This is a genomic window from Niallia sp. FSL R7-0271 (assembly GCF_038005785.1).
Lineage (GTDB): Bacteria > Bacillota > Bacilli > Bacillales > Cytobacillaceae > Niallia.
Genome location: NZ_JBBOTZ010000001.1, coordinates 731,338 through 753,994 on the forward strand (window position 1 = coordinate 731,338; position 22,657 = coordinate 753,994).

Annotated in this window: 26 protein-coding genes; 17 read left to right on the forward strand and 9 right to left on the reverse strand. The window is 38.1% G+C overall.

What is annotated here, in order from left to right; genetic code table 11:
• Nucleotides 1–76 precede the first annotated feature (76 nt).
• The 7 genes from MKX82_RS03760 (at nucleotide 77) to MKX82_RS03790 (ending at nucleotide 8,834) form a co-directional block, all read left to right on the forward strand.
• Nucleotides 77–976, forward strand: coding sequence for an ABC transporter ATP-binding protein (locus tag MKX82_RS03760; RefSeq protein WP_233317311.1), 900 nt, complete (start codon nucleotides 77–79; stop codon nucleotides 974–976).
• Nucleotides 969–2,213, forward strand: a complete 1,245-nt coding sequence (locus MKX82_RS03765; RefSeq protein ID WP_233317310.1) for an ABC transporter permease — start codon at nucleotides 969–971, stop codon at nucleotides 2,211–2,213. The genes MKX82_RS03760 and MKX82_RS03765 overlap by 8 nt, the downstream gene beginning before the upstream one ends.
• A gap of 120 nt (nucleotides 2,214–2,333) precedes the next feature.
• Complete coding sequence (locus MKX82_RS03770) at nucleotides 2,334–3,203, forward strand: S66 family peptidase (protein WP_233317309.1); 870 nt, start codon at nucleotides 2,334–2,336, stop codon at nucleotides 3,201–3,203.
• A gap of 63 nt (nucleotides 3,204–3,266) precedes the next feature.
• A complete protein-coding gene (locus MKX82_RS03775; RefSeq protein WP_341075070.1) occupies nucleotides 3,267–4,481 on the forward strand; it encodes a metallophosphoesterase family protein in 1,215 nt (404 codons plus the stop codon).
• A 3-nt stretch (nucleotides 4,482–4,484) separates the two neighbouring features.
• Entirely contained in the window at nucleotides 4,485–7,481 is a 2,997-nt protein-coding gene (locus MKX82_RS03780) for an ATP-binding protein (protein ID WP_341075073.1), read from the forward strand.
• Between the two features lie 52 nt (nucleotides 7,482–7,533).
• Nucleotides 7,534–8,502 (forward strand): 3'-5' exoribonuclease YhaM, encoded by a 969-nt coding sequence (gene yhaM, locus MKX82_RS03785; RefSeq protein WP_237940779.1) that lies wholly within the window; start codon nucleotides 7,534–7,536, stop codon nucleotides 8,500–8,502.
• A 44-nt stretch (nucleotides 8,503–8,546) separates the two neighbouring features.
• Nucleotides 8,547–8,834 carry a sporulation YhaL family protein gene (locus MKX82_RS03790; protein WP_311315889.1) on the forward strand — a complete coding sequence of 96 codons (288 nt, stop codon included), beginning with the start codon at nucleotides 8,547–8,549 and terminating at the stop codon, nucleotides 8,832–8,834.
• A gap of 39 nt (nucleotides 8,835–8,873) precedes the next feature.
• Here MKX82_RS03790 and MKX82_RS03795 read toward each other — a convergent pair whose 3' ends face one another.
• Nucleotides 8,874–9,758 (reverse strand): peptidylprolyl isomerase, encoded by an 885-nt coding sequence (locus MKX82_RS03795; protein ID WP_233317305.1) that lies wholly within the window; start codon nucleotides 9,756–9,758, stop codon nucleotides 8,874–8,876.
• A 358-nt stretch (nucleotides 9,759–10,116) separates the two neighbouring features.
• On the opposite strand from MKX82_RS03795, the gene MKX82_RS03800 reads away from it, so the two are divergent.
• The gene (locus MKX82_RS03800; protein ID WP_060670486.1) at nucleotides 10,117–10,200 is read left to right on the forward strand and encodes a YjcZ family sporulation protein; all 84 of its coding nucleotides are present in this window, start codon (nucleotides 10,117–10,119) and stop codon (nucleotides 10,198–10,200) included.
• Between the two features lie 52 nt (nucleotides 10,201–10,252).
• Nucleotides 10,253–10,345 (forward strand): YjcZ family sporulation protein, encoded by a 93-nt coding sequence (locus tag MKX82_RS03805; RefSeq protein WP_127736325.1) that lies wholly within the window; start codon nucleotides 10,253–10,255, stop codon nucleotides 10,343–10,345.
• Between the two features lie 101 nt (nucleotides 10,346–10,446).
• Here MKX82_RS03805 and MKX82_RS03810 read toward each other — a convergent pair whose 3' ends face one another.
• From MKX82_RS03810 to MKX82_RS03835, 6 genes are all read right to left on the reverse strand, one after another.
• Nucleotides 10,447–10,626, reverse strand: a complete 180-nt coding sequence (locus MKX82_RS03810; RefSeq protein WP_233317392.1) for a hypothetical protein — start codon at nucleotides 10,624–10,626, stop codon at nucleotides 10,447–10,449.
• Between the two features lie 157 nt (nucleotides 10,627–10,783).
• The gene (locus tag MKX82_RS03815) at nucleotides 10,784–11,329 is read right to left on the reverse strand and encodes a DUF3267 domain-containing protein (protein ID WP_233317304.1); all 546 of its coding nucleotides are present in this window, start codon (nucleotides 11,327–11,329) and stop codon (nucleotides 10,784–10,786) included.
• Between the two features lie 187 nt (nucleotides 11,330–11,516).
• A complete protein-coding gene (locus MKX82_RS03820; RefSeq protein WP_341075085.1) occupies nucleotides 11,517–12,086 on the reverse strand; it encodes an HTH-type transcriptional regulator Hpr in 570 nt (189 codons plus the stop codon).
• 526 nt (nucleotides 12,087–12,612) lie between these two features.
• Entirely contained in the window at nucleotides 12,613–12,975 is a 363-nt protein-coding gene (locus tag MKX82_RS03825; RefSeq protein WP_233317302.1) for a YtxH domain-containing protein, read from the reverse strand.
• A gap of 122 nt (nucleotides 12,976–13,097) precedes the next feature.
• A complete protein-coding gene (gene serC, locus MKX82_RS03830; protein ID WP_233317301.1) occupies nucleotides 13,098–14,177 on the reverse strand; it encodes a 3-phosphoserine/phosphohydroxythreonine transaminase in 1,080 nt (359 codons plus the stop codon).
• A 240-nt stretch (nucleotides 14,178–14,417) separates the two neighbouring features.
• Entirely contained in the window at nucleotides 14,418–14,852 is a 435-nt protein-coding gene (locus tag MKX82_RS03835) for an HIT family protein (RefSeq protein ID WP_341075089.1), read from the reverse strand.
• Between the two features lie 615 nt (nucleotides 14,853–15,467).
• On the opposite strand from MKX82_RS03835, the gene MKX82_RS03840 reads away from it, so the two are divergent.
• The 4 genes from MKX82_RS03840 to MKX82_RS03855 all read left to right on the forward strand — a co-directional run bounded on the left by MKX82_RS03840 (nucleotide 15,468) and on the right by MKX82_RS03855 (nucleotide 19,010).
• On the forward strand, nucleotides 15,468–16,208 hold the full coding sequence (locus MKX82_RS03840; protein WP_237942239.1) for an ABC transporter ATP-binding protein: 741 nt from the start codon (nucleotides 15,468–15,470) through the stop codon (nucleotides 16,206–16,208).
• A complete protein-coding gene (locus tag MKX82_RS03845) occupies nucleotides 16,201–17,418 on the forward strand; it encodes an ABC transporter permease (RefSeq protein ID WP_237940780.1) in 1,218 nt (405 codons plus the stop codon). Before MKX82_RS03840 ends, MKX82_RS03845 begins: the two co-directional genes overlap by 8 nt.
• A 107-nt stretch (nucleotides 17,419–17,525) precedes the next feature.
• Nucleotides 17,526–18,245 carry an EcsC family protein gene (locus MKX82_RS03850; protein WP_233317298.1) on the forward strand — a complete coding sequence of 240 codons (720 nt, stop codon included), beginning with the start codon at nucleotides 17,526–17,528 and terminating at the stop codon, nucleotides 18,243–18,245.
• Between the two features lie 108 nt (nucleotides 18,246–18,353).
• Nucleotides 18,354–19,010 (forward strand): phosphatase PAP2 family protein, encoded by a 657-nt coding sequence (locus MKX82_RS03855; protein WP_237940782.1) that lies wholly within the window; start codon nucleotides 18,354–18,356, stop codon nucleotides 19,008–19,010.
• A 218-nt stretch (nucleotides 19,011–19,228) separates the two neighbouring features.
• On the opposite strand, the gene MKX82_RS03860 is transcribed toward MKX82_RS03855, so the two are convergent.
• Both MKX82_RS03860 and MKX82_RS03865 read right to left on the reverse strand, forming a co-directional pair.
• Nucleotides 19,229–20,653: a recombinase family protein gene (locus MKX82_RS03860; protein WP_341075094.1), complete on the reverse strand. Its 1,425-nt coding sequence runs from the start codon at nucleotides 20,651–20,653 to the stop codon at nucleotides 19,229–19,231.
• A gap of 12 nt (nucleotides 20,654–20,665) precedes the next feature.
• Nucleotides 20,666–21,319, reverse strand: a complete 654-nt coding sequence (locus tag MKX82_RS03865) for a LexA family protein (protein WP_341075096.1) — start codon at nucleotides 21,317–21,319, stop codon at nucleotides 20,666–20,668.
• Between the two features lie 192 nt (nucleotides 21,320–21,511).
• Here MKX82_RS03865 and MKX82_RS03870 point away from each other — a divergent pair, with 192 nt between their 5' ends.
• The 4 genes from MKX82_RS03870 (at nucleotide 21,512) to MKX82_RS03885 (ending at nucleotide 22,565) form a co-directional block, all read left to right on the forward strand.
• Entirely contained in the window at nucleotides 21,512–21,745 is a 234-nt protein-coding gene (locus MKX82_RS03870) for a helix-turn-helix transcriptional regulator (RefSeq protein ID WP_341075098.1), read from the forward strand.
• A 58-nt stretch (nucleotides 21,746–21,803) separates the two neighbouring features.
• Nucleotides 21,804–21,965: a hypothetical protein gene (locus tag MKX82_RS03875; RefSeq protein ID WP_341075100.1), complete on the forward strand. Its 162-nt coding sequence runs from the start codon at nucleotides 21,804–21,806 to the stop codon at nucleotides 21,963–21,965.
• 107 nt (nucleotides 21,966–22,072) lie between these two features.
• Complete coding sequence (locus tag MKX82_RS03880) at nucleotides 22,073–22,372, forward strand: DUF6877 family protein (protein ID WP_341075102.1); 300 nt, start codon at nucleotides 22,073–22,075, stop codon at nucleotides 22,370–22,372.
• Between the two features lie 34 nt (nucleotides 22,373–22,406).
• Entirely contained in the window at nucleotides 22,407–22,565 is a 159-nt protein-coding gene (locus MKX82_RS03885; RefSeq protein WP_341075103.1) for a YqaI family protein, read from the forward strand.
• Nucleotides 22,566–22,657: the final 92 nt, after the last annotated feature.

The window sequence follows — 22,657 nt, forward strand, 5'->3', positions numbered from 1 at the left end:
TTTGTCCAATCTTTACAGTTATTTGTGAAACCTTCAGCATATCTTTTCGTATGAATGAAAGAAGGAGGAGATCGGAATGTCATTAGAAATAAAAAATGTTACAAAAAGATTCGGTTCATTTGTTGCAGTCGATAATATATCCTTATCAATTCCAGAAAATGAAATGTTTGGATTTTTAGGAGGAAACGGTGCTGGCAAAACGACAACCTTTCGCATGCTGCTAGGCATATTAGATATTAGTGAAGGGACCATTACTTGGAACGGGAAAAGCATCAACTATTCGACAAGTCCAGAAATCGGTTATCTGCCTGAAGAAAGGGGACTTTATCCGAAATTAAAAGTAAAGGACCAGCTTATTTACTTAGCAAGATTGCGAGGAATGGATAAAAAGGAAGCGTTGACAGAATTGAAAGGATGGCTGGAACGCTTTAAAATATCCGATTATTTAGAAAAAAAGGTGGAAGAACTGTCAAAGGGTAATCAGCAAAAAATTCAATTCATCAGCGCTGTGCTTCATAAGCCGAAGCTGCTGATTTTGGATGAGCCGTTCAGCGGTTTGGATCCGGTTAATGTGGAGCAGCTGAAGACCGCCGTCATTGACTTAAAAAATTCGGGAACGACAATTGTATTCTCTAGCCACCGGATGGAGCATGTGGAAGAAATGTGTGAAAATCTTTGTATTATGCATAAAGGAAAGCCAGTCGTCCATGGGGGCTTAAAGGAAATTAAACGCAGCTTTGGGAAGAAAAATGTTGTTATTCATGCTGATTTCGATTTGGCCTATTTAATAAAGTTTCCTGGTGTTGTCAAGCTGAAGCAAACGACAGAAGGCGCTGCTCTCCAGATTGAAGGCGAGGAAATTGCGGAAAATATATTAAAGGATATCGTAGGAAAAGGCTTCGTCCGGAAATTTGCGTTAGAGGAGCCGACTTTAAATGATATTTTTATCGAAAAGGTAGGTGCTTCACTTGAATAGTTTCTGGATTATTTTATTGCATACGTATTGGACAAAGGTAAAGACAAAATCCTTCATCTTCACAACGGTTATTACATTGCTGCTTATTTTAGGCTTAACAAATCTCCAGTCCATCATCCAAGTGTTTAACGATGATGATATAGACAAGATTGCAGTCATCGACAACACAAAAGAACTATATTCATCTGTTGCCGCAATGTCAGAAACCCTTAACGAAGATATTGTGCTAGAGGATTATGTAGACGGTGAAGCGGAAGCGAAACAAAAGGTGGAGGACGGTACGTATCAAGGATTGTTAATTCTTGATTATGATAAGGAAAATCTGCCGCAGGGATCCTTCTACAGCATGGATATTACAGACTCCTCGACAGCAACCGGTATTGAGACATTGGTTCAGGCTGTAAAGAGCCAGCTTGCTGCAGCACAGTTAAATCTCAGCAGTGAACAGCTTGAAAAGCTTAATGAGCCTGTTGAATTTGAACATATTGCTCTTGAACAAAATGCAAAATCAGAAGAAGAGCTGAACCAGGCAAGAGGGCTTGTCTATGTCTTATTATTCCTTATTTATTTTGCAGTCATCCTTTATGCTAATATGATAGCGATGGAAGTAGCGACAGAAAAATCATCTCGGGTTATGGAAATTTTAATTTCCAGTGTGTCACCGATTAAGCATATGTTCGCAAAAATACTTGGTATTGGCTTGGTGAGTATAACACAATTAGTGGTGCTACTAGTGGTTGGCTATTTTTCGGTTACAAATAATGAAGATATGAGCACACTTGATGGCTTTCTAGGCTTCAGCGGCATACCTGCAGCCACCATTATTTATGCTGTTTTGTTTTTTGTGCTTGGTTACTTTTTATATGCCACACTTGCAGCATTCCTCGGTTCTCTTGTCAGCCGAATCGAAGATGTTCAGCAGATGATTACCCCAATGACTTTAGTTGTCGTGGCAGGCTTTATGATTGCAATGTTCGGCTTAGGTAATCCCGATACGACATTCATTACGATTACATCGTATATTCCGTTCTTTACGCCAATGCTGATGTTTATGCGTGCAGGCATGCTGAGCCTTCCGGTATGGGAACCGATCTTAGGAATGCTTATATTGGCCGTTTCTATCATCCTCTTAGCAGTCTTTGGCGGCAGAGTTTATAAAGGTGGAGTGCTGATGTACGGCAAATCGAATTCCTTTAAAGATATTAAAAAAGCACTGCAACTGACGAAAAAAGAATAACATCACAAGGCTCACGAAATTCGTGAGTCTTTTTTTATTAATAGCAGGAAAAATATTTGGCGATTTCAGAGTCAATTCCGTACAATTAACAGTAGTCTTTTAGAAAGAAGGAATGTCAGGATGAGTATTTTACATAAAGGTGATAAAGTCGGATTTATTGCGTGCTCTGACGGCAGAGACCGCTCTAAATCAAACATATATTTAACATTAGAAAATATATTGGCACAGTTTAGTGTCCATGCCGTTTACGCGAAAACCTTTTATGCTGTCGGTAACACGCCATTCAGCGGTACACCAGAGGAAAGAGCAGCAGAATTAGCGGAATTATACCAAGATAAGGAAATAAAGGCCGTTTTTGATTTGTCAGGAGGAAATGCTGCCAACGAGCTGCTCCCATCTATCAATATGGAAGTAATTAAAGAAAATCCAAAGCCTTTTGTCGGCATGAGCGACCTGTCTGTCCTTAATAATGCCCTGTTTACATTAACTGGTGTTCCTAATCTTCATTATCAAACAACCAATTTACTGGGACCAGACAGTGCCTTTCAAATGGAATTGTTTACGAAAGTGTTTTTGGCTGACTGGCACAATCCGAATGAATTAGTAACATTTCCTTATACATGGCTGCGAGGAAGCAGTATGGAGGGTACTGTTATTGGCGGAAATGCAAGATGCTTCTTGAAACTGGCTGGCACTCCTTATATGCCAAATCCAGAGGATAAGCTGCTTTTCCTGGAAAGCCTCGGTGGTGGACCGGCTGCGATTGCCTCTTATATTGCTCAGCTTACCCAGCTTGGTTTTCTTGAGAGATGCAATGGCATCCTGTTAGGTACCTTTACGGAGCTAGAGCAGAGTGCAGGCATGCCGACAGCAGAGGAGCTAGTGCTTGCTGCCACAGAAAAGTTTGGAATTCCTGTGGCAAAAACAGCTAAGTTAGGGCATGGGTACGACAGTCACTGTCTTCCGATTGGAATGAAACTTCAGTTATAACTTTTTAGAACGTGCATTCGTATTTTAAGGATGATAATATAAAAGAAAAAGGAGGTGGTCATTATGGAGGAGATAACATTTATACATTGTGCAGACCTTCATTTGGACAGCCCTATGCTCGGGTTGAAAAATCTGCCTGCGCCTATACGAACACAGCTGCGGGAAAGCACCTTTACGTCGTTCAAAAGGATTGTTGATACTGCCATTGCCAAGCAGGTCGACTTCGTTCTTATTGCCGGGGATATTTATGATGGGGAAGACAGAAGCTTGAGAGCGCAAATATTTTTCCGGAAAGAGATGGAAAGACTGAATACCTCTGGCATTGAGGTATATATCATCCATGGAAACCATGACCATTTAAGCGGCAAGTGGCTGGAGATTAACTTTCCGGACAATGTACATATCTTTCCTTCCGAGGTCACTGTCTTTGAGCACAGAAAAAACAATGCGACAGTTCATTTATATGGCTTCAGTTATGAAGCGAGACATCTTTATGACAGAAGAGTAAACAGCTTTGAAAAAAAGGCAGGAGCAGATTACCATATTGGCATACTGCATGGCAGTTTGGAAGGAAACAGCGAACACAGTCCATATGCTCCTTTTAACTTACAGGAGTTAGCTTCAAAGGAGATGGATTACTGGGCATTGGGTCATATACATAAAAGAGCAATACTGCAAGCAGAACCGCCGGTAGTGTATGCAGGAAACATTCAAGGAAGGCATAAAAAGGAAACAGGAGAGAAGGGCTGCTACTACGTAAAACTAAGCAAGCTGGCTGCAGAGCTAGAATTTATCCCGACAGCGGCATGTTTATGGAAATCAGTTGAAATAGATGCAGCTGCAGCCAAAAACGTTGATGAGCTTTTGCGCTTATGTCAAAGCGCGCAAAATATCGAAAGAGACAATGGAGTACCTGTAATCATGTCCATTAATGCTGTTAACGCAGAAAAACTTGGCAGCTTCCACGCAGGAGAACTGCTGGAAATCCTTCAAGCTGACGAGTTGGAGGAATCGGATTTTGTGTGGGTGTCGAGCTTATCGATAACAGAACGCAGCAGCTGGGATAAAGAGCAGCTGCAAACAGAATCTGCTTTTTTTGCTGAGCTTTTTCAAGCTGTTACAGACTACGATTCAATCGCAGAAGCTGTTGCGCCGCTTTATCGTCACCCAGGTGCCTACCGATATCTTTCAGAATTAACGGAAACAGAGAAGCAAGAGCTAGCAGTAGAAGCGGAGCGGGTGCTTCTTCACATGCTGAACGGAGCAGCCAGGGGGTAAAATATGCGGATTAAAACAATAACTATTTACGGGTATGGAAAACTAGAGAATATAACGTATAATCTGGATGCAGATCTTCAAGTATTTTATGGAGAAAATGAAGCAGGCAAGTCGACGATCATGAGCTTCATCCACAGCGTTCTGTTTGGGTTTCCTTCAAAGGTTCAGACAGAGCTCCGCTATGAGCCGAAAAATCAAGCTAAGTATGGCGGTAAATTAACAGCATGGTTTCCTGAACATGGTATGGCAACAATTGAGCGTGTTAAAGGAAAAGCAGCCGGTGATGTTACTGTCATTTTGGAAAACGGCCGAAAAGGGCAAGAGGATTTGCTCGGTGAATTACTGCAGAGAGTAGATAAAGGTCTCTATCAATCGATTTTTTCTTTTAATCTTGATGGCTTGCAAAATATCCACGGACTAAAGAGCGAGGAGATTGGAAGATTCCTGTTTTCAACAGGTGTAATCGGTTCTGATCTAATAGCAAGGACAGATACAGAGCTGCAGAAAGAGCTGGATGCCCGCTTTCGACCAAACGGAAAAAAGCCAGTCCTAAACGAACTGCTGGTGTCTTTAAAGGATGCTCACCAACAGCTGAAAAATGCAGAAAAAACAAATGAGCAATACAGCGGGCTGCTGCAAAGAAGAGAGGAGCTGGCCCAAGAGCTGGAAGCAGAAGAAGACAATGCTGTCAGTCTAAAGGAAGACATTAATAAACTGGAGAGCTGGTTAGAAGCGGCTCCAATAGTAGCACAAACAGAGCTTTTAGAGCGTAAAGAGGAAAAGTATGCTGATTTGACGTTTCCCAATGCTGGTATGGACAGATGGGACCGAATCAAAGACCGAATCTTAACAGTCCAAAGCCGAATTCAGCATGTGCAGAACAAGATTAAAGGATTAGAAGACAAAGACAGGCAGCTTCAGCCTAATGAGGAGCTGTTAGCAGCTGCTGGAGAAATAACAGAGGCTAGCGGGAAAATGCCCGTCTATGAAGAGCTTCAAAAACGAAAGAACCAGCTGTTGAACCAGTTATCCATATTGGAGAAGGAAATGGAAGTTTTGCAGGCGAAATTGCATGTGCCAATAACAGAAGAGGATATTTCTGATATTAATACGAGCATCTTTATGAAGGAGCAATGTGCAAATGCAGATGCCTTGCAAAAAAGGCTTAAGGCCTCCAGATTAGAGCTTGATGCGAGATTAAAGGAAGAACAGCAGCAGCTCGAAAGCATGGAAAGGGAAACCGCTGAACTGAAAAGTCGACTGCTTTCAGAGGATAAGCGCCAAGAGCTAAAAACGCAGCTTAAAGCAGCGGAAAACATAAGCTGGCATAAAGAAAAGCTTGCAATTCTACAGAGGGATATCGAAAGCGTCCAAAAACAGCTTGAGGCTAATCGGAAAGTCCATCTTGCAGCTAATATGCAGTTTCTGTTCGTTCTAATCATGCTGATTGCAATCGGGCTGGCAGGTGCAGCTGAACAGCTCCTATACTTAATGCTTGCAGCCTTGTTAGGCAGTATTGCAGCCATTCTTTTCTTTTTTAATAGAAGGAAGGCAACGAAGAAAGAACGGTCAGAGCTGCAAAGAAAAGCAAAAGAGCTAAAGCGGGATAAGGCTGGCATGAGAGAGGAAACTGGCGGTTTTGAATTGCCTGATGCATTTTCAGCCAAGCATGCCTTAGAGAAGGATAATCAAGCAAGAGAAAGCTACAGCTTACATCTAGTAAAGCTGGAGCAGCAAACGAAAGCGTATGAGAGAATTTTAAGCGGCTATGAAAGCTGGGAACAGCAATACAGGGAGCATCAAACTGTTCTTGCAGAACTTGGCGATACATTGAGGATACCTGCTTCTCTCGCATATGATTATATTTACGATGCTTATTTGCTGTTAGACGAATGGAAGGTAAAGCTTAAGGATAAAAGGGCGGTTATTGAGGAAATAACGGCAATAGAGACAGAATTAGAACTTATTGGAGCGCGAATCTCCAAACAGTATGAAAAATTCTTCTCCTTTAAAGCAGACTCACTTGCTCAAATGTCTATCCAGTTAATGAATGCTGTGAAAGAAGAAAATGAAAGAAAGATTTATTGGCAGGAGAACAACCGGGCGTTAGAAGAATGCAGGCAGGAGTTGCATGGGTTAGCAGGAGAGCTGTCGGTATTTTCCGCTGAAACCGAAGCGCTGCTCGACATTGCTGAAGTGAAAACAGAAGAGGAATACCGGAAAAAGGGAGAGTTATATGCAGAAAAAATCGAGCTAGAGCAGAAGCTTTCCACACTAAAGCAAAAACTTGAGCATTTTCGTCTAACACAGGAAGAGATCGAGTTTCTTCGCACAATCGATGAGCCGGAACACGAGCAGTTACTGTTAACTGAAAGGTTAGCGGAAACAAAAGAAAGAATAAAGCAGATTATGAAGGCCAGTGCTGAAAATCAACTAACCATAAGTCAAGCCGAAAGCGGCGGAACGTACACAGAGAAATTGCATCATTTCAAACAGCTGCAGGATGAGTTTCAAGAGGAAGTAAAGATATGGGGAAAATTTGCTGCTGCCAAGCACTTCTTGACACAAACAGTCAATGTCTACAAAGATAAGCAGCTCCCAGTTATGCTGCATAAGGCAGAGGAGTATTTTGCTATTTTAACAGACAATCAATACGTTAGAATTTTGCCGAAGGAAGAAGGCATCGGCTTTTTGGTGGAAAGGGAGGATAACACCTTTTTTGAAGCAAAAGAGCTGAGCAGGGGAACAGCAGAACAGCTTTATGTGGCGCTTCGACTTGCCTTGACACAGACATTTTATCAGAAATATCCGCTGCCGATTATTATCGATGACAGTTTCGTCAATTTTGATCATAAACGGACGAAGAAAGTGCTTGAGCTTTTAAAAACTTGCAGAAATAATCAGCTGCTCTTTTTTACATGTCATACCCATCTATTGGAGCATTTTCCTGATGGTCAAATACATTCTCTGCTGCTGCCCTCTTTAGAGCGAGACCGTTAATATAGATAGTGTTATACTAGGAACGAATAGATTAAATAAAAGATTGTACAAGATGAAAAAGGAGCGAAAAGCCTTGGATAAAAAAGGAATCCTACACTATGCGGTTGGGGACCAGTTTGATTCACATTTATTAATAAAAAGTTCAGCGAGAGCAATGGCCAGCAATGGCAAACCTTTCTTAACATTAATTTTTCAGGATAAAAGCGGAGAAATAGAAGCAAAGCTGTGGGATGCTACTGATGAAGATGCACAGTCTTATCAGCCCCAAACAATTGTGAGAATAAATGGAGACCTCCAAAACTACAGAGGCAGGCTGCAGCTAAGAATACGCCAAATAAAGGCAGCATCCCATGAGGATAGTGTACGCTTATCTGACTTTATTGAAACAGCACCGCTTGAAACAGAAGAAATGCAGGCGAAAATTAATCAGTATATCTTTGATATGAAAAATCCTAACATCCAGCGGATTACAAGACATCTCGTGAAAAAGCACCAGCAAGCATTTTTAGAATATCCGGCTGCAACAAAAAATCATCATGAGTTCGTTTCAGGACTTGCTTATCATGTTGTTAGCATGCTTGATTTAGCTAAGTCTATTGCCACTCTTTATCCGAGCCTTGATACAGACCTGCTGTACAGCGGTGTAATCCTTCATGACTTAGGGAAGGTGCTTGAACTGTCAGGTCCAATTTCAACGACTTATACAGTGGAAGGAAACTTACTTGGACATATTACAATAATGGTAAATGAAATTGGCAAAGCAGCCGATGAACTTAGTATTAAAGGTGAAGAAGTAATGGTCCTTCAGCATCTGGTGCTTTCACATCATGGAAAAGCAGAGTGGGGCAGCCCGAAAGCTCCACTGATTAAAGAGGCAGAAATTCTTCATTATATAGATAATCTGGATGCTAAAATGAATATGCTAGACAGAGCGCTTGAACGTGTTCAGCCAGGCGAGTTTTCAGAAAGAATCTTCCCATTGGAAAACCGTTCCTTTTACAAACCTTCTTTCCATAAATAATAATTTAATCCTATGGTCTCCTTTTAATAAAGGAGGCCTTTTTTTTGTTTAGTGAGGGCTTCTGCGAAAAGGTGAATATTCTAGTTTATCTAGCATATGATGTAGTAATTAAGAGGAAGGGAGTTAATAGTATGTTTGAGATTCCGATGTGGGTTCTGTTTGTATTAGGAGGTATTGCTGTAAGTGCATTTATGGCTGTTAAGACAGGAAAAGAGGACAAGCAGCAAGAGAATGAATATATCGAAAAGGAAGGAGAAGTATATATTAAGAGGATGGAAGAGGAAAAACAAAAGAAAAGCGGAAATACTCAAGAACGCGCATATGAAAATTAAAGGGAAACTAGAGTATATCTCTAGTTTCCCTTTTTTTCGTTAACTGCCTGAAGTTGTGTTTGTTGAACCGCTTGTAGACGTTGCATCAAGCAAGGACTCTAAGTCCTTATCCTCGATTTTTACATCTGCATCCTTTAGTTCTTTTTCCATGGCACTGTTGATTGTATCAGATGTAAGCTTGGACACTTTTAATTCATATTCCATGTCATCCTTTACATCTTCATATTTGCCTTTTTTCTTTTTATCTGTTACTTGAATTATATGGTAGCCATTTTCTGTTTTGACTGGATCACTGATTTCGTCTACATCCAGCTTGTATGCTGCCTCTTCAAACTCAGCAACCATTGTGTTAGCACCGAACCAGCCTAAGTCACCGCCATTTTCTTTAGAAGCAGTATCTGTAGAATATTCCTTCGCTAGATCTTCAAATTTTTCGCCATTATCAAGCTTCTTTTTGACTTCTTTTGCTGTTTTTTCATCAGCAACAAGAATATGACGAGCTTTAATTTCAGGCTTATAGTCATCGTAATATGCTTTAATTTCATCTTCTGTTACATCAACTTCTTTAACTGCGGCTTTTTCTTGAAGCATTCCAGTCTTAATCATCGAACGCAGCTCATCTTCATCCTTATAACCATATTGCTGAAGGGCCAATTCGAAGTTATCGCCAAGCTGTGATTTAATGCTATCAACTCTCTCGTCTAACTCTTCATCGGATACGTCATACTTATCTTCAAGTACTTTCTCATATAGAAGGGACTGCAGTACAGTCGTACCGTATTTTTCCTTCATCGCATCGTAGAGTTCATCTTTAGTAATATCACCTGCATCTGATTTTACAACTGCGTCTGAACCACCATTGCTGCATGCGCTAAGTCCAATGATGCCAGCAGCGAGAGAGATGGATAGTAGCCTTTTTTTCAAGTTAAACACTCCTAAGTTAGTTTTATCTGTAACATCCATCATTACTATATCATAAATTTTCAAAAGAGCAAAAATCCCTTTTAATGCAAAAGAAAAACGATAGGCAAAAGCAACAAATTAAAAATTGGGTAAATGTCCTGTTCCGTTTTTAGGTCCTAGACATATGATACATTGAGCTTGAAAAACAGCTTAAAGAATTAGCCGGTGGCTTATTCGTGCTGAATTGTGCAAAGGGTCAGGATGGGGGCAGCTTAGTATGCTGCATGTAACTGACTTTTGGCAAGCAAGTCTTTAGTCTTATTAGACTTAAACCATTTATCAAAAGGATACAGTAGCAGCCTTAAAAGGAGGTGTTACTATGGGTCATGCATACGGCGGAGGATTTGCGTTAATCGTAGTACTTTTCATTCTTTTAATTATTGTTGGCGCTGCTTGGCTGTAAGAGCCAAAGTAATGCAGAACATGAATTCAACTGATAGAAAGGAGGAGTCTTCATGTCAGGTACAGGTGCATACGGCGGAGGATTTGCATTATTAGTGGTGCTATTCATCTTGCTTATCATTATCGGAGCAAGCTGGGTATACTAATACTCTCTAAGAAAATAAAAGCAGCGATGAATAATCATCGCTGCTTTCCTTCCAATAAAGGGATATGAAGCACCTTGTTAGGAGCATATTGTCCGTTTATGTCAACTAAATAATAAATCAACATAGGAAGAAATCAAAAGAATCGTTATAAGGACATTGATTGTGCGGAAAACCTTCGGCTGTTTCTCTTCCGGGATTTCCTTTTGTGCGCATAGTGCATTTGTCATTCTATTAATATTATATAATATTAATATGGCTAAGATAATAAAAATGGAGATCATCATTGATTCCCTCCTTAAAACAGAATTATTGTATGATACTTACAATATCAAATTAAGGGATAAAAAGATAGTATTATATCCTATGATATGTCAATTAAATACATGCATCCTTTTCCTTTATTATCTTATGTCCTGACCGCAAGTGTTGCCTCCAGCTTTAGCTGACATTGCTGACCAAAATTTCAATGCCATCTTCATTTTCTTCTACATAGCATGACCTTGGAGATTTCCATAAGCTTTTTATGCGAATAAAATCAGGTACACACATCCCGAAATGATAGGCAAACAAAATTAAGAAATAATGGACATAATGAGGAAACAGGAAACAGCAAATGACCAATGCAGTGTTAATGACGAGCATCGGCATAATCAAAGCAAATATAAACTGAATTTTCCCGATTGGGTCTGCTGCCCTAATACATATTAACGGAAAAATACCATAGTGTATATCAATTGATTTTTTTATTTTTTTGCCTAAATGGACAACCGGCAGAAAGTGCAGCAATTTATGAGCAGGATAAACGAGCAGAAATGCTGCCATAAAAGGTAAAAAGTAGTTGTCATTTAAACTGTTATACCCAAAAAATGCAATTGTCGGAGTGTAAAGGAACAAAAAAGAAAAAACCATTGTTAAGGAAGACATAAAAAGTATGCGTTGAAAGCCGTACTGTTTATGAAAATTAATTGTCTTCCAGCAGTTCATAAAGTAATCACCCTCCAAAAGGAGAAATTTTCTAGTTTAATAAAACTCACCTTGCTACTTTACGACGAATAGGGCAAAAAATCAATAGTTGTTTTTGATTATTTACTGGTGTTTTAAAACAAAAAAAGATAAGACTCTGTCTCATCTTTTTTTTGCCCTTTATTCCATTTTTACGAGTATATGTGGATTACTTCATAGGCGCCGGTTCTTTATGTTTAAGCTGCCCATTTTGTTCAACGAATGAATCTTCGATATTGTTGAAGGAGTTTTCGAATATTTCCATGAAGTTGTCTCCATAAATATTCTTGACGATTGTCATCATTTCCAGCAATTCTGGAAATTTTCCATATAAGTTTTTGATTGGCAATGCAGCTGAATATGCTGAGCTGTTGTCAGGATTGTATTCCTCCATGATATTAAGGAACAATTGCTCACCTTTTTCTGTGAGACAAACATAAGTGTTCCGTTTATCATTTTCTTTTTTGGAGAACTGCAGCAGTCCTCGTTCTTCTAATTTCTTAGAGAAGTTAAAGGCTGTTGAGACATGCATTACCCCAAAATTGGCCACATCTGATATGGAAGCGCCATTTAACTGATAAGCTATCCATAAAATATGATGTTCATTGATATTAAGATCATACGGCTTAATCCAATTTTGCCAATCCTTTTCAATTGATTTCCATAGTGCTTTACTGAGTTGTCCTACTCTTTGAGTAAACATTAAAGCTTCCTTCATCGAGCATTCTTTATCATTCATCCCCAAATCTATTCACCTACTTTTCTATATTTATAATCATTATGCCAATAAAACAAAAATTAATAAAGAAAAAATAAGCGAAATTTTTAGAAATAAGCATATTTTTTGAAAGAAAACGTTTTATTGTATAATTATTTCTAAAATTAAATAAAAATTCACCCTTTTTCTACCAGCATTATACACTGTAACTTTCTGGAGTGAAAGAAATATTAAGAAGACCGAACTGCTTGAAATCAAGGTTTTAAACATCAGATTTTAAAATCTGAAAAATAGTTTCATATTGAAATATTTCTATACTCTAAAAACAAATCGAGAAAGAATGAATAGAGAATAAGTTTTTTAAAAAGTCAGAATATGTACTTTGTTATACTTTTCTTACATGAATTTTTATATTTACTATACGCGTATATTTATTTTTCCAAATTTTAGATGTTTTTATGTAAGGAAATTTAACATTACTCAGGAGGAGATGAAGGGGTTTAGCAAAAAGAGAGGTAAACTATGTTAGTTTTCCTCTCTTTGTGTGTTATTGTTGCTTTTTTAAGTCGTTTTCTAATTCAGTTACTGTTTGTTCAATTTGGTTTAGTTCGATTTTCAGCTGTTCTTGATGTGGTTGAATTTCTGTTTTCCATTGCTCGAGCGATTCTTTTATATCTTCCACGAAGGTGCCGATGACATTTTTCCCTTCTTTGCTGGCAGTAGCAATGCTGTCTTTAATTTCTATAAGGTCTTCTTTTAAATCTTTGAATTCCTTTAGAAATGCTTTGCTGTTGTCCACACATGCTTTTCTTGCCTCTTTACCCGATACAGGGGTAGTGAATAAGGTTGCTGCTGCAGCTGCAAGCCCGCCAATGATAAATCCTGATAGAAATGTTTTTCCACTCATCATGTTCACCTCGTCTTTTTTTTCTAATTATAGCCTATTTTAGGTTAGGTTTGCATATATATGTCATTACCCATAGAAAGGCAAAAAAAACAGATAGGCGAAACCTATCTGTGTAAAGCCTTGTTTTAAGCGTTTTGCTGGAAGTCTTTCATAAATTGAGCTAAAGCCTCAACATGCTCTAATGGAACAGCGTTATAAATGGAAGCTCTGCAGCCGCCAACAGATCGATGGCCGTTCAGTCCCACAAATCCAGCAAGTTTAGCTTCATCCAGGAATTTTTTTGTCAGTTCATCAGATTGCAACGTGAACGTTACATTCATCTTAGAGCGGCTGTCTTTAACGGCATGGCCTTTGTAAAAACCTTCGCTGTTGTCAATGACATGATAAAGTGTTTCCGCTTTTTGGTTATTAATTGCTGCGATTCCTTCAATACCGCCTTGGTTTTCCGCCCACTTCAGCACAAGTGATAATAAATAAATAGCCAAAGTTGGAGGTGTATTGAATAAGGAGTTGCTGCTGGCATGTGTTTCATAGCTCAGCATCGTAGGAAGCTCTGGGTTCTTTTTAATGAGCTCCTTTTTTATGATAACAACAGTAACACCTGATGGTCCTAGATTTTTTTGTGCACCAGCATAAATGATATCGAAGTTTTTGATATCAAGTGGTGTACTCAAAATATCGCTGGACATATCAGCAATCAATGGAACCTTCAACCCAGTCGGGAATTTATGCCATTGAGTTCCGTATATAGTATTATTCGTTGTAATATGAAGATATGCCGCATTCTCAGGAACTTCTATTTCTGCTGGATCAGGAATATACGTATAGTTATCATCTTTGCTTGAAACTGCAGTCTCTGTTTTTCCTACTTTTGCAGCTTCTTTAAGTGCTTTCTCCGCCCAGACGCCAGTAAGTGCATAATAACCTGTTTTATCATCTGCCAGAAGATTCATTGGCACCATAGTAAACTGCAGGCTTGCACCACCTTGGAGGAAGAGAATTTCATAATCATCCGGTATAGAAAGCAGGGATGCAAGCAGAGATTTTGCTTCATTATGGACTGCTTCATAGTCTTTGCTGCGATGGCTGAGCTCCATTATGGACATGCCTGTATTGTTGAAATCCATCCAGCTTTTTTGTGCCTCCTGCAATACCCATTCTGGCAATGCTGCAGGACCAGCATTAAAGTTATACGCGCGTTTCATGTTTTTTCCTCCTTGTGCTTTTACTACGATTTTGATTGGAAGTTTACCCTTATACTATCAAATTGTGAAGATTTGTACAGATAAAAAAAGCAGCCTTAAAGCGAATTTCACTGCTTCAAAGCTGCTGTTGTTACATTAAGAAAATAATATATGTGTTGGAATACTCGAAAATCCAATGTGTAAATCATTGATAACGATTTCATGAAGCTATTGGATAATAGCTTTTTTATGTAGAAATTTTTAAAAATTTTCTGTTTGCAGCTTTTCTTTAATGTCATTTGCAATTTGGGAAAGCTGTTCATCAGAATATGCGTCGAAGTTCGTTTTCCAAACGGCTCCAAAGCCATCGCCTTTTCCGTAGCGGGGAATAAGGTGCATATGATAATGGAATACAGATTGACCTGCTTTTTCACCATTATTATTAAGTGTATTCAGCCCTACCGGCTCAAAAGCTGCTTTTAATCCGTTTGCGATAGAAGGGACAACTTCAAATAAGTTTTTAGCAATTTCAGGCGTTAATTCATAAAGATCTTTTACATGCGTTTTCGGAATAACTAAAGTATGGCCCTTTGTTACTTGGCTGATATCTAAAAATGCAACAACATGCTCGTTTTCGAATACTTTTTTGGCAGGAATTTCCCCTGCAACAATCTTGCAGAAAATACAATCACTCATTAACAATTTCTCCTTTTCCTGTTCATTTTTCTATTTATTTTATCATAGAGAGGAAATTCTAAAAACAAAAAACAGAGACAGGATCAAGAGATCCTGCCTCGTTGAAGAGGAACTTCTTATTGCGCTCGATTAAAGGTCATTCTCTTTGATAAACACCTCATTTAATAATGAATTGTTTTCTATGAGAAAAATCGATCATTGTTCAAACGAACCATCCCCTTAAATTAGGTCTTTATATGCGTTAACGTATAAAGAATAGATGACAGTCTGCGACACCACACCTCATTCCGTAATGGAATTTTTAACTACTTGGATAAGCAACTATTGGTGTATTGATCTTCTGGTATACTTAACAAATAATGCAAGCTAACCATCCCCTTGTTTTGAACGAATGGAAGTTTCAGTTGATTATTTAATCTAAATAATCTTTTGCAAACACCTCATTTTTATTATTGAATTGGTTCAACAATATTTAAGTGGTGCCCCTCTTCAATAATTAGAATGTCCGTTATGGAGATATATATACACAAAAAAATAAAAAGCCAAGGAAAAATTTCAAATTAACGCTGTTTGTTGATAAACTATAGGTAATACATAAGTGGAGGTACGTTATTGATGACGCTTTTGGAAGTGAAGAATTTAACGGGGGGTTATACCCGTAACCCGGTTTTAAAAGATATTTCCTTTTCGATTGCTTCAAATGAGATTGTTGGCCTGATTGGATTAAACGGGGCGGGAAAGAGCACGACAATACGCCATATAATCGGGTTAATGGAGCCGCATAAAGGAGAAATAAAAATAAATGGCAGCAGTTTTGAAAGTGACAAGGATGCTTACCGCAAGCAGTTTACATTTGTTCCAGAAACACCGATTTTATATGATGAGCTGACATTAGAGGAGCATTTAAGAATGACGGCGATGGCATATGGTATCTCGGAAGAGCAATATAAAGCAAGAATGCCAAAGCTTCTTAAAGAATTCCGAATGGAAAAAAGATTAAAATGGTTTCCAGCTCACTTTTCCAAAGGGATGAAACAGAAGGTGATGATTATGTGTGCCTTCCTAGTTCAGCCTTCTTTATATATCGTCGATGAGCCCTTCGTTGGACTTGATCCTCTTGGAATTCAATCGCTCCTTGACATGATGAAGCGAATGAAGGAAGAAGGAGCAGGCATCCTTATGTCGACACATATCCTTGCCACAGCGGAGCGATATTGCGACAGAATCATCATTCTTCATGAAGGCAAAATTAAATGTGCCGGGACAATGGAGGAGCTAAAGCAGGAATTCCAAATGCCAAATGCAACCCTGGATGATATATATATCCGGCTGACAAAGGAAGAGAGCCATGATTGAATTCAGTGAGAAGCAGCTGTGGAGAGACAGGTTAAGCTCTACAGTGAAGGAATATGTTCGCTATTTACGCTATATTTTAAATGGGCATCTAGTTCTAGTCCTTGTATTTTTATTAGGGGCGGGTTCTTATTATTATCAAGAGTGGCTTAAAGGGATTTCTAAAGGTTTTCCGGCTGCGATAATCATGAGCCTGTTGCTCGCATTACTCGTAACAAAAAGCCCAATTTATACGTTTTTAAAGGATGCTGACAGAATCTTTCTGATTCCTGTCGAGTCAAGAATGAGGAAATACTTTATCAACTGCATGCTGGTCAGCTTTATTTTCCAAGTTTATATCCTTTTAATGGGTCTTGGCATTTTAATGCCGCTGTATGCCAGTGTGAACGATGGGCAGTTTAATCGTTTTTGGTATTTCTTCCTTATTTTAAGTATTGTAAAAGGTGTAAACTTACTAATACGCTGGCAAGTTCAGCATTTTGTTAATGCGAGTCATCATACAACAGACACACTTATCCGTTTTTGCATAAATTTAGTTATCTTGTTTTTGCTTTTCTCTAATGCCTCGCCTCTGTTTGTGCTGGCTGTCCTTGTAATCCCTGTTCTACTGCTTGTCTATTATCAGAAGGCAACAAAACATATGGGTATTAAATGGGAATATTTAATCGCACAAGATGAAAAGCGTATGGCTGGTTTTTACCAGTTGGCAAATATGTTCACAGATGTGCCTCATCTGCGTAACCGAATTAAGAGAAGGAAGCTTTTAGATGTTTTCGTATCCAAAATAAGCTATAAGCAAGAGCTTGTATTCAGCCATCTGTATTGGCGGACCTTCTTCCGTTCAGGTGATTATTTAGGTCTGTCCGTCAGGCTAACAGTTATAGGCGGAATTGCGTTGTTTTTCCTTTCCTTTGGAATGGGACAAGTGTTGCTTGCGGTCTTGTTCTTATATTTGACAGGTCTTCAGCTTATGCCATTGTGGAACGCCTATCAAGATAAGTTATGGATCAGTCTTTATCCGCTGTCCATTGATATGCGTAAATCTTCCTTTAAAAAGACAATCAGCACTGTTCTTTACTTGCAAGGGATTATATTGTCAGCTGTTGTAGCATTAAAGGGAGATTTCACGGCAGGTCTTATGACGCTTATCGCAAGTGTTGTTTTCACCTTTGTCTTTGTCTCTCTCTATATGAATAAAAAACTTCAGGCATGATGTCTGCTTTAAAAACTCCAGCTAGGAGTTTTTTTTTTGCGAAGTTTACGGCATAGGGAACAATTAAATGAATAATACGTATGTATAGGTTAAAGGGAGTGAAACAGATGAAGGACTATGAAAGCAATGTCAGACAAGAAGTAAAGGACTGGAAAAGACGTATTCTAAAAAGACCTACCATGCTTAACCGAGTATCTAAAAAGGCACAGACCAAAATGAATGGTTATATTCCTCAAAAGGTTCATCAAGTCATAACGGAAGCAATTAAGCAGATGATAACAGGCACACTTGCCGGCACAAATAAAATAACGAAGAAACCATCGTCCTCTGAAAGAACATTAAAAGCATTGGATGAAGAGATGGACAAAAAAATCACTCAGTTTCAAAAAGCAGCAGCAGTAGAAGGAGCGGGAACTGGAGCAGGTGGTATTCTTGTCGGATTGGCTGATTTTCCGCTGCTGTTAGCAATAAAGATGAAATTCTTAATGGAGTCAGCATCATTGTATGGACATGATCCAGAGGAGTATGAAGAAAGAGTGTTTTCGCTGTATGTCTTTCAACTTGCCTTTTCTAGTGAAGACAGAAAACAGGAATTAATAGAAATTATTGAAAATTGGGATGCAAAGAAGGAAGAAGTGCTAAAGCTAAATTGGCAGGAGCTTCAGCAAGAATACAGAGATTATATCGATTTCGTGAAGATGCTGCAGTTAGTTCCAGTAATTGGTGCTGCTGTTGGAGCAGTGGCTAATTATAATCTTTTGGAACAGCTTGGGGAAACGGCAAAAAACTGCTACAGAATTAGGCATTTTAACAAAAATCACGAGTGATACCCTCATATTGGGAGGAAGCAAAATTACCTGTAAACCATATTTCCACGAAAAGAAAGATTTGATAAAATAGGCAATAAAAAGCAATCTTTACTTACGGAGGAAAAAATGACCATCAGGAAATCGAAAACAGCTTTGGCTTTAGTGGCATTATCATTGTTTATTTTTATTTATTTTGTTTCTGTAATAGCAAAAGGAAAAGACCTGTTTTTTGATGGAAGCATCCAAAAGACTATAATGGATTTATTCCCTGAAGGCACTCATTCTTTCTTTGAATTTATCTCAGCATTTGGTGATAAAATAGGCATTGGTGCAATCGCGATAATTGTTCTAGTATGGCTATGGATAAGAAAAAAGGATTATTTAGGAATGGCAGCCTTTGTGCTTAGCGTTGGTCTTGGCAATGAATTCAACAAAATCGTTAAAGACGCAATCGCCCGCCCGAGACCGCATTTTCATGATATTGCCGACGCAGACAGCATGAGCTTTCCAAGCGGCCATGCAATGGTTGGCTTTGTCTTATATATGTTTATCGCCTACCTAATCGCAAGGAAATTAAAAGGAAGCACACAAAAATGGCTAGTTACCGCTGCCGCCTTTCTGTTTATCCTGCTGATAGGAGTAAGCAGAGTAGTCCTCGGCGCCCACTTTCCATCCGATGTAATCGGCGGCTACGCATTAGGGCTAATTTGGCTGTATTTGTGGATTGCTCTTTATGAAGTGCTACAGGTAAAACTTACTAAGCGAGTAAAGATAAGAACATAATTTTTTAGCTTCTTACAAGCAGAAGCTCCATCTATCCTTCACATAGATGGAGCTTTTTTTATATCAGTATTATGGCCACAATCGTCGTAACGAATAAGCCGACAGCAACGGGGATAAGATTCCGTCTTGCAAGCTCGAACGGATCGACGTTACAGATGGCAGCAGCGGGGATTAGGGCCCAGGGAACTAGTGTACCTCCACCCACAAAAGACACTTAATTATTTAGCAGAAACAATAATTATTTTTCTTGATGCCCCTGTACCTCGCTTATAATTATCTTCCGTATCAATTACTAATTGGTTGAAGATTGTACTAATAATCTGTTTTCTTTCTTGATCATTAGCATCATTCCAAAGAGAGTGGATATTTTCCAATATTACTTTTATTTCTTCAGTATCTGTATTGTTTTCTTTTTGATAATTAAAGATTTCTTCAGTAAGTTGTTTTTCTTGCAGACGAAGGTTTTCAGTTTTTGCAATTAATTCATTAATACTTATAACATCATTTTCAAACATAACTTTTTGCTTTTTCATTAGCTTTTGAATAAGTTTCAGTTCATTTTCCAATTCAGTTATTTTTTGTTGAGAGATATTATTTAAAGTGGTATCTCCAATTATTTGCTTTGTTATTTCTTCAAGCGAACTAAGTACAGTTGAAACTAAGTTATCTTCTTTGATAATATGGCTAGTACATTTCTTTCCTGCTTTTTTACCAGAACAACGATAAGTTTTAACTCCTTGAGATCCCTTATGCCCTGACATTGACGAGCCGCATCGCGCGCATCTTAGAACTGATGAGAAGTAATAATTACTAGTCTCTCTCTTCCCGCCAAAAGTTCTTCTTTTATCAAGTATATCTTGCAATGACCAAAATTCTTCTCTGTGAATTATACGGCTGTGTTGACCATCATATAAGGTTTGTTGGCGGAGAGGTTTCTTGGAGTCTTTTGGGTCATTGAAGGTTAAATAGCCAGCGTATATGGGGTTATTAGCAATGTCTCTAACGGTATCGACATGCCAATCTCCACCTTTTCTTGTAGTAAACCCTTGTTCAGTTATTTTTTTTGCAATCGAGTAAAATCCTAAAGTTCTTGAAAGGTGGAAAATATACTTGATTAATGGCTCCTCATCTTCATTAATTTCTAATTCTTTATTAACAATTTTATATCCATAAGGTGCCATGCCACCTTTCCACTTTCCTAACTTTGTTTTCTTTTCCATACCTAATTTAACTCGTTCTGCCGTATTTTCTCTTTCCCACTGTGCGATAGCTGCTACTAAAGTGATAAATAATCTTCCCATAGCATTAGTAGTGTCGTATACCTCAGTAGCACTTTTAAACATGCAATTATGTTCATCAAGGATTTTTAATATTTCATAAAGATCTAAAACAGAACGAGTTAATCTATCTAGTCGATAGACCAGTAAGACATCTATATCTTCATTTTTTATTCGATTCATCATTTCTTTAAATTGAGGTCTGTTAAGATCTTTTGCAGAGTATCCATCATCAATAAAAGTATCAATTAAGTTCCACTCTTGAGAGACACAATAAGCTTCGAGTCTTTCTATTTGTGCAGCAATGGAATAGCCGTGTTTAGCTTGTTCGTCTGTAGATACCCTGATATAGGCTACACACTTCATGAAAAACTCCTCCTAGAATTTAATGTCAAGTGGTGCCATATACCAGACTAATTTGCCTACAATTGCAACCGGACAATGGTCCATCTCTTTATCACTATAGAATTGTGTTTTGTGTTCTGGATTATAACTAAGAGGTTCTAAAGTAACACCATCTTGATGTTTAAATACTCTTTTTAAAGTTGCATCATAACCATTGACTGCTACAGCAGCAATATCTCCATTACTTATTTCAATAGTTGGATCTAATAAAGCTAATGCACCTTCTGGAATAACTTTATTCATACTGTCACCAATAACTTCTAATAAAAATGCATCAGGATATGTTTCTCCAACTTCTCTAGGAACATTTACAAGGTCTTGTACCTCAATCATTTCTAAAGGCACACCAGCTGAAATTGAACCTAACAAAGGCATCTTAATTGAATCAATACCATGAGGGGCAGATGAACCAATAGAAGTAACATTATCTTTTTTATCCTCAATAATATCACTCTTTAAGATCCCGAAATGATCTGCAATCTTTTGGATTGTACCCATTCTTGGGGTTTTAAGTTCACTTTCCCAAGTAGATACTGCTTTATCAGAAACGCCAATTATGTTAGCTAATTGTTCTTGGGTAAGATTATGTTGTTCTCTCAACCTTTTAATATTTTTACCAATACTCACTTTAATGACCTCCGACCTAATTTATACCCTTAATTCTATACTAAAAGTAGAATGCATTCAATAGAATGTCCAAAAATTCTACTTTTAGTTAGAAAAAAATGCAAAACGGATATTTTTTTTATAATTTTGTTTGTATTCTACTTTTAGTAGAGTAATATGTGGTTGTGAAGCGAAAGAAGTGAGGTGAGATACATGAATATCACTTTAAAGCAAGCTAGGTTACTCAAAGGGTTAACTCAAAAAGAGGTTGCTTCAAAATTAGGTGTACACGTGCATACTTACAGTAAAATGGAGAAATGTCCTGATGATGTTACTGTAGGAGATGCCAAAAAGATCAGTGAAATTTTAGAGTTTAGTTACGATTTTATTTTTTTTAACGCCAACTCTACTTTTAGTAGAATTAACAACGGTAACTCTACCTCCTAAAGTAGAGTTGTCCCAACTGTCCACCTGCATAGCTTTAATTGAGGTGATTTATATGGGGATGAGTAAACATTTACTTACAGAAGAAAAGGTGAAAAATCTTAAGCCGATTGTTGAAAAAATTTTATCAAGAAAATATGGGAAAGAAATAAAATTTTTAAATTTAACAATCGGCGACATCACCATACAATGCAACGAAAAACCTGTAAAAGAGATTTCATAACTTAGAAGGTGAGTTTAATGAAAATCAGACCAGCTGAATGGTTAAAACTAGCTCCAGCAGATCGTTACATTCTAATCTGCCAAGCAACTGTGAAAGGGGTGAAGTAAATGAAAAACCCAATGGAGGAAATTACTTCAATAGCTCACCAGCTGCCAAGACCTGTATTAAGTGATATTAACAAGCGTATTGGAGATTGGTTAGCAAGTGGCGGTAAAGAAACAGATTCATATATTGAGCAGCAGTTAAGATTTGCAAAGCATTTTGTTCCGGCTGGTTGTTCCCATAAAGACAATGAAACTATTGATATACCAGGAACAACTGAATCAATTACATATGCCATGATTGCGGAAATGAATTATAAGGCTGAATTAGCCTTTCCTTTTTACCCACAATGCAGAAATTGTTGAAAGGTTCCAGTTCTACTTGGAGGAGGTGATACATATGCGAAAAGTTGAGGATTATCCAATTGAAGATGTTTTTGGAGATGAAATTTGCGAAGGGGATACCTACTTTGTATTTGGTAAAGATACTGTTCTTCAATTCAATGTAAAACAATACTTAATCGAAAAACAGCATGTGCAGTGTTATGAAGCAATATAAAAAAAGACCCACGCGCCAACGTGAGTCAAATACATCAATTTATATCTTAGTAAATAGTTTAATCATTATTAAATAAAAAATCAACAGGGGGA

What these genes read in the sequence shown, in the direction of transcription:
- MKX82_RS03885 (WP_341075103.1), top strand. Translation starts at nt 22,407, where the DNA reads ATGCGAAAAGTTGAGGATTATCCAATTGAAGATGTTTTTGGAGATGAA.
- MKX82_RS03760 (WP_233317311.1), top strand. Translation starts at nt 77, where the DNA reads ATGTCATTAGAAATAAAAAATGTTACAAAAAGATTCGGTTCATTTGTT.
- MKX82_RS03780 (WP_341075073.1), top strand. Translation starts at nt 4,485, where the DNA reads ATGCGGATTAAAACAATAACTATTTACGGGTATGGAAAACTAGAGAAT.
- MKX82_RS03805 (WP_127736325.1), top strand. Translation starts at nt 10,253, where the DNA reads ATGTCAGGTACAGGTGCATACGGCGGAGGATTTGCATTATTAGTGGTG.
- MKX82_RS03855 (WP_237940782.1), top strand. Translation starts at nt 18,354, where the DNA reads ATGACCATCAGGAAATCGAAAACAGCTTTGGCTTTAGTGGCATTATCA.
- MKX82_RS03835 (WP_341075089.1), bottom strand. Translation starts at nt 14,852, where the DNA reads ATGAGTGATTGTATTTTCTGCAAGATTGTTGCAGGGGAAATTCCTGCC.
- MKX82_RS03770 (WP_233317309.1), top strand. Translation starts at nt 2,334, where the DNA reads ATGAGTATTTTACATAAAGGTGATAAAGTCGGATTTATTGCGTGCTCT.
- MKX82_RS03810 (WP_233317392.1), bottom strand. Translation starts at nt 10,626, where the DNA reads ATGATCTCCATTTTTATTATCTTAGCCATATTAATATTATATAATATT.
- MKX82_RS03840 (WP_237942239.1), top strand. Translation starts at nt 15,468, where the DNA reads ATGACGCTTTTGGAAGTGAAGAATTTAACGGGGGGTTATACCCGTAAC.
- yhaM (WP_237940779.1), top strand. Translation starts at nt 7,534, where the DNA reads ATGAAAAAGGAGCGAAAAGCCTTGGATAAAAAAGGAATCCTACACTAT.
- MKX82_RS03820 (WP_341075085.1), bottom strand. Translation starts at nt 12,086, where the DNA reads ATGAATGATAAAGAATGCTCGATGAAGGAAGCTTTAATGTTTACTCAA.
- MKX82_RS03860 (WP_341075094.1), bottom strand. Translation starts at nt 20,653, where the DNA reads ATGAAGTGTGTAGCCTATATCAGGGTATCTACAGACGAACAAGCTAAA.
- MKX82_RS03870 (WP_341075098.1), top strand. Translation starts at nt 21,512, where the DNA reads ATGAATATCACTTTAAAGCAAGCTAGGTTACTCAAAGGGTTAACTCAA.
- MKX82_RS03845 (WP_237940780.1), top strand. Translation starts at nt 16,201, where the DNA reads ATGATTGAATTCAGTGAGAAGCAGCTGTGGAGAGACAGGTTAAGCTCT.
- MKX82_RS03850 (WP_233317298.1), top strand. Translation starts at nt 17,526, where the DNA reads ATGAAGGACTATGAAAGCAATGTCAGACAAGAAGTAAAGGACTGGAAA.
- MKX82_RS03875 (WP_341075100.1), top strand. Translation starts at nt 21,804, where the DNA reads ATGAGTAAACATTTACTTACAGAAGAAAAGGTGAAAAATCTTAAGCCG.
- MKX82_RS03815 (WP_233317304.1), bottom strand. Translation starts at nt 11,329, where the DNA reads ATGAACTGCTGGAAGACAATTAATTTTCATAAACAGTACGGCTTTCAA.
- MKX82_RS03825 (WP_233317302.1), bottom strand. Translation starts at nt 12,975, where the DNA reads ATGATGAGTGGAAAAACATTTCTATCAGGATTTATCATTGGCGGGCTT.
- serC (WP_233317301.1), bottom strand. Translation starts at nt 14,177, where the DNA reads ATGAAACGCGCGTATAACTTTAATGCTGGTCCTGCAGCATTGCCAGAA.
- MKX82_RS03800 (WP_060670486.1), top strand. Translation starts at nt 10,117, where the DNA reads ATGGGTCATGCATACGGCGGAGGATTTGCGTTAATCGTAGTACTTTTC.
- MKX82_RS03880 (WP_341075102.1), top strand. Translation starts at nt 22,073, where the DNA reads ATGAAAAACCCAATGGAGGAAATTACTTCAATAGCTCACCAGCTGCCA.
- MKX82_RS03775 (WP_341075070.1), top strand. Translation starts at nt 3,267, where the DNA reads ATGGAGGAGATAACATTTATACATTGTGCAGACCTTCATTTGGACAGC.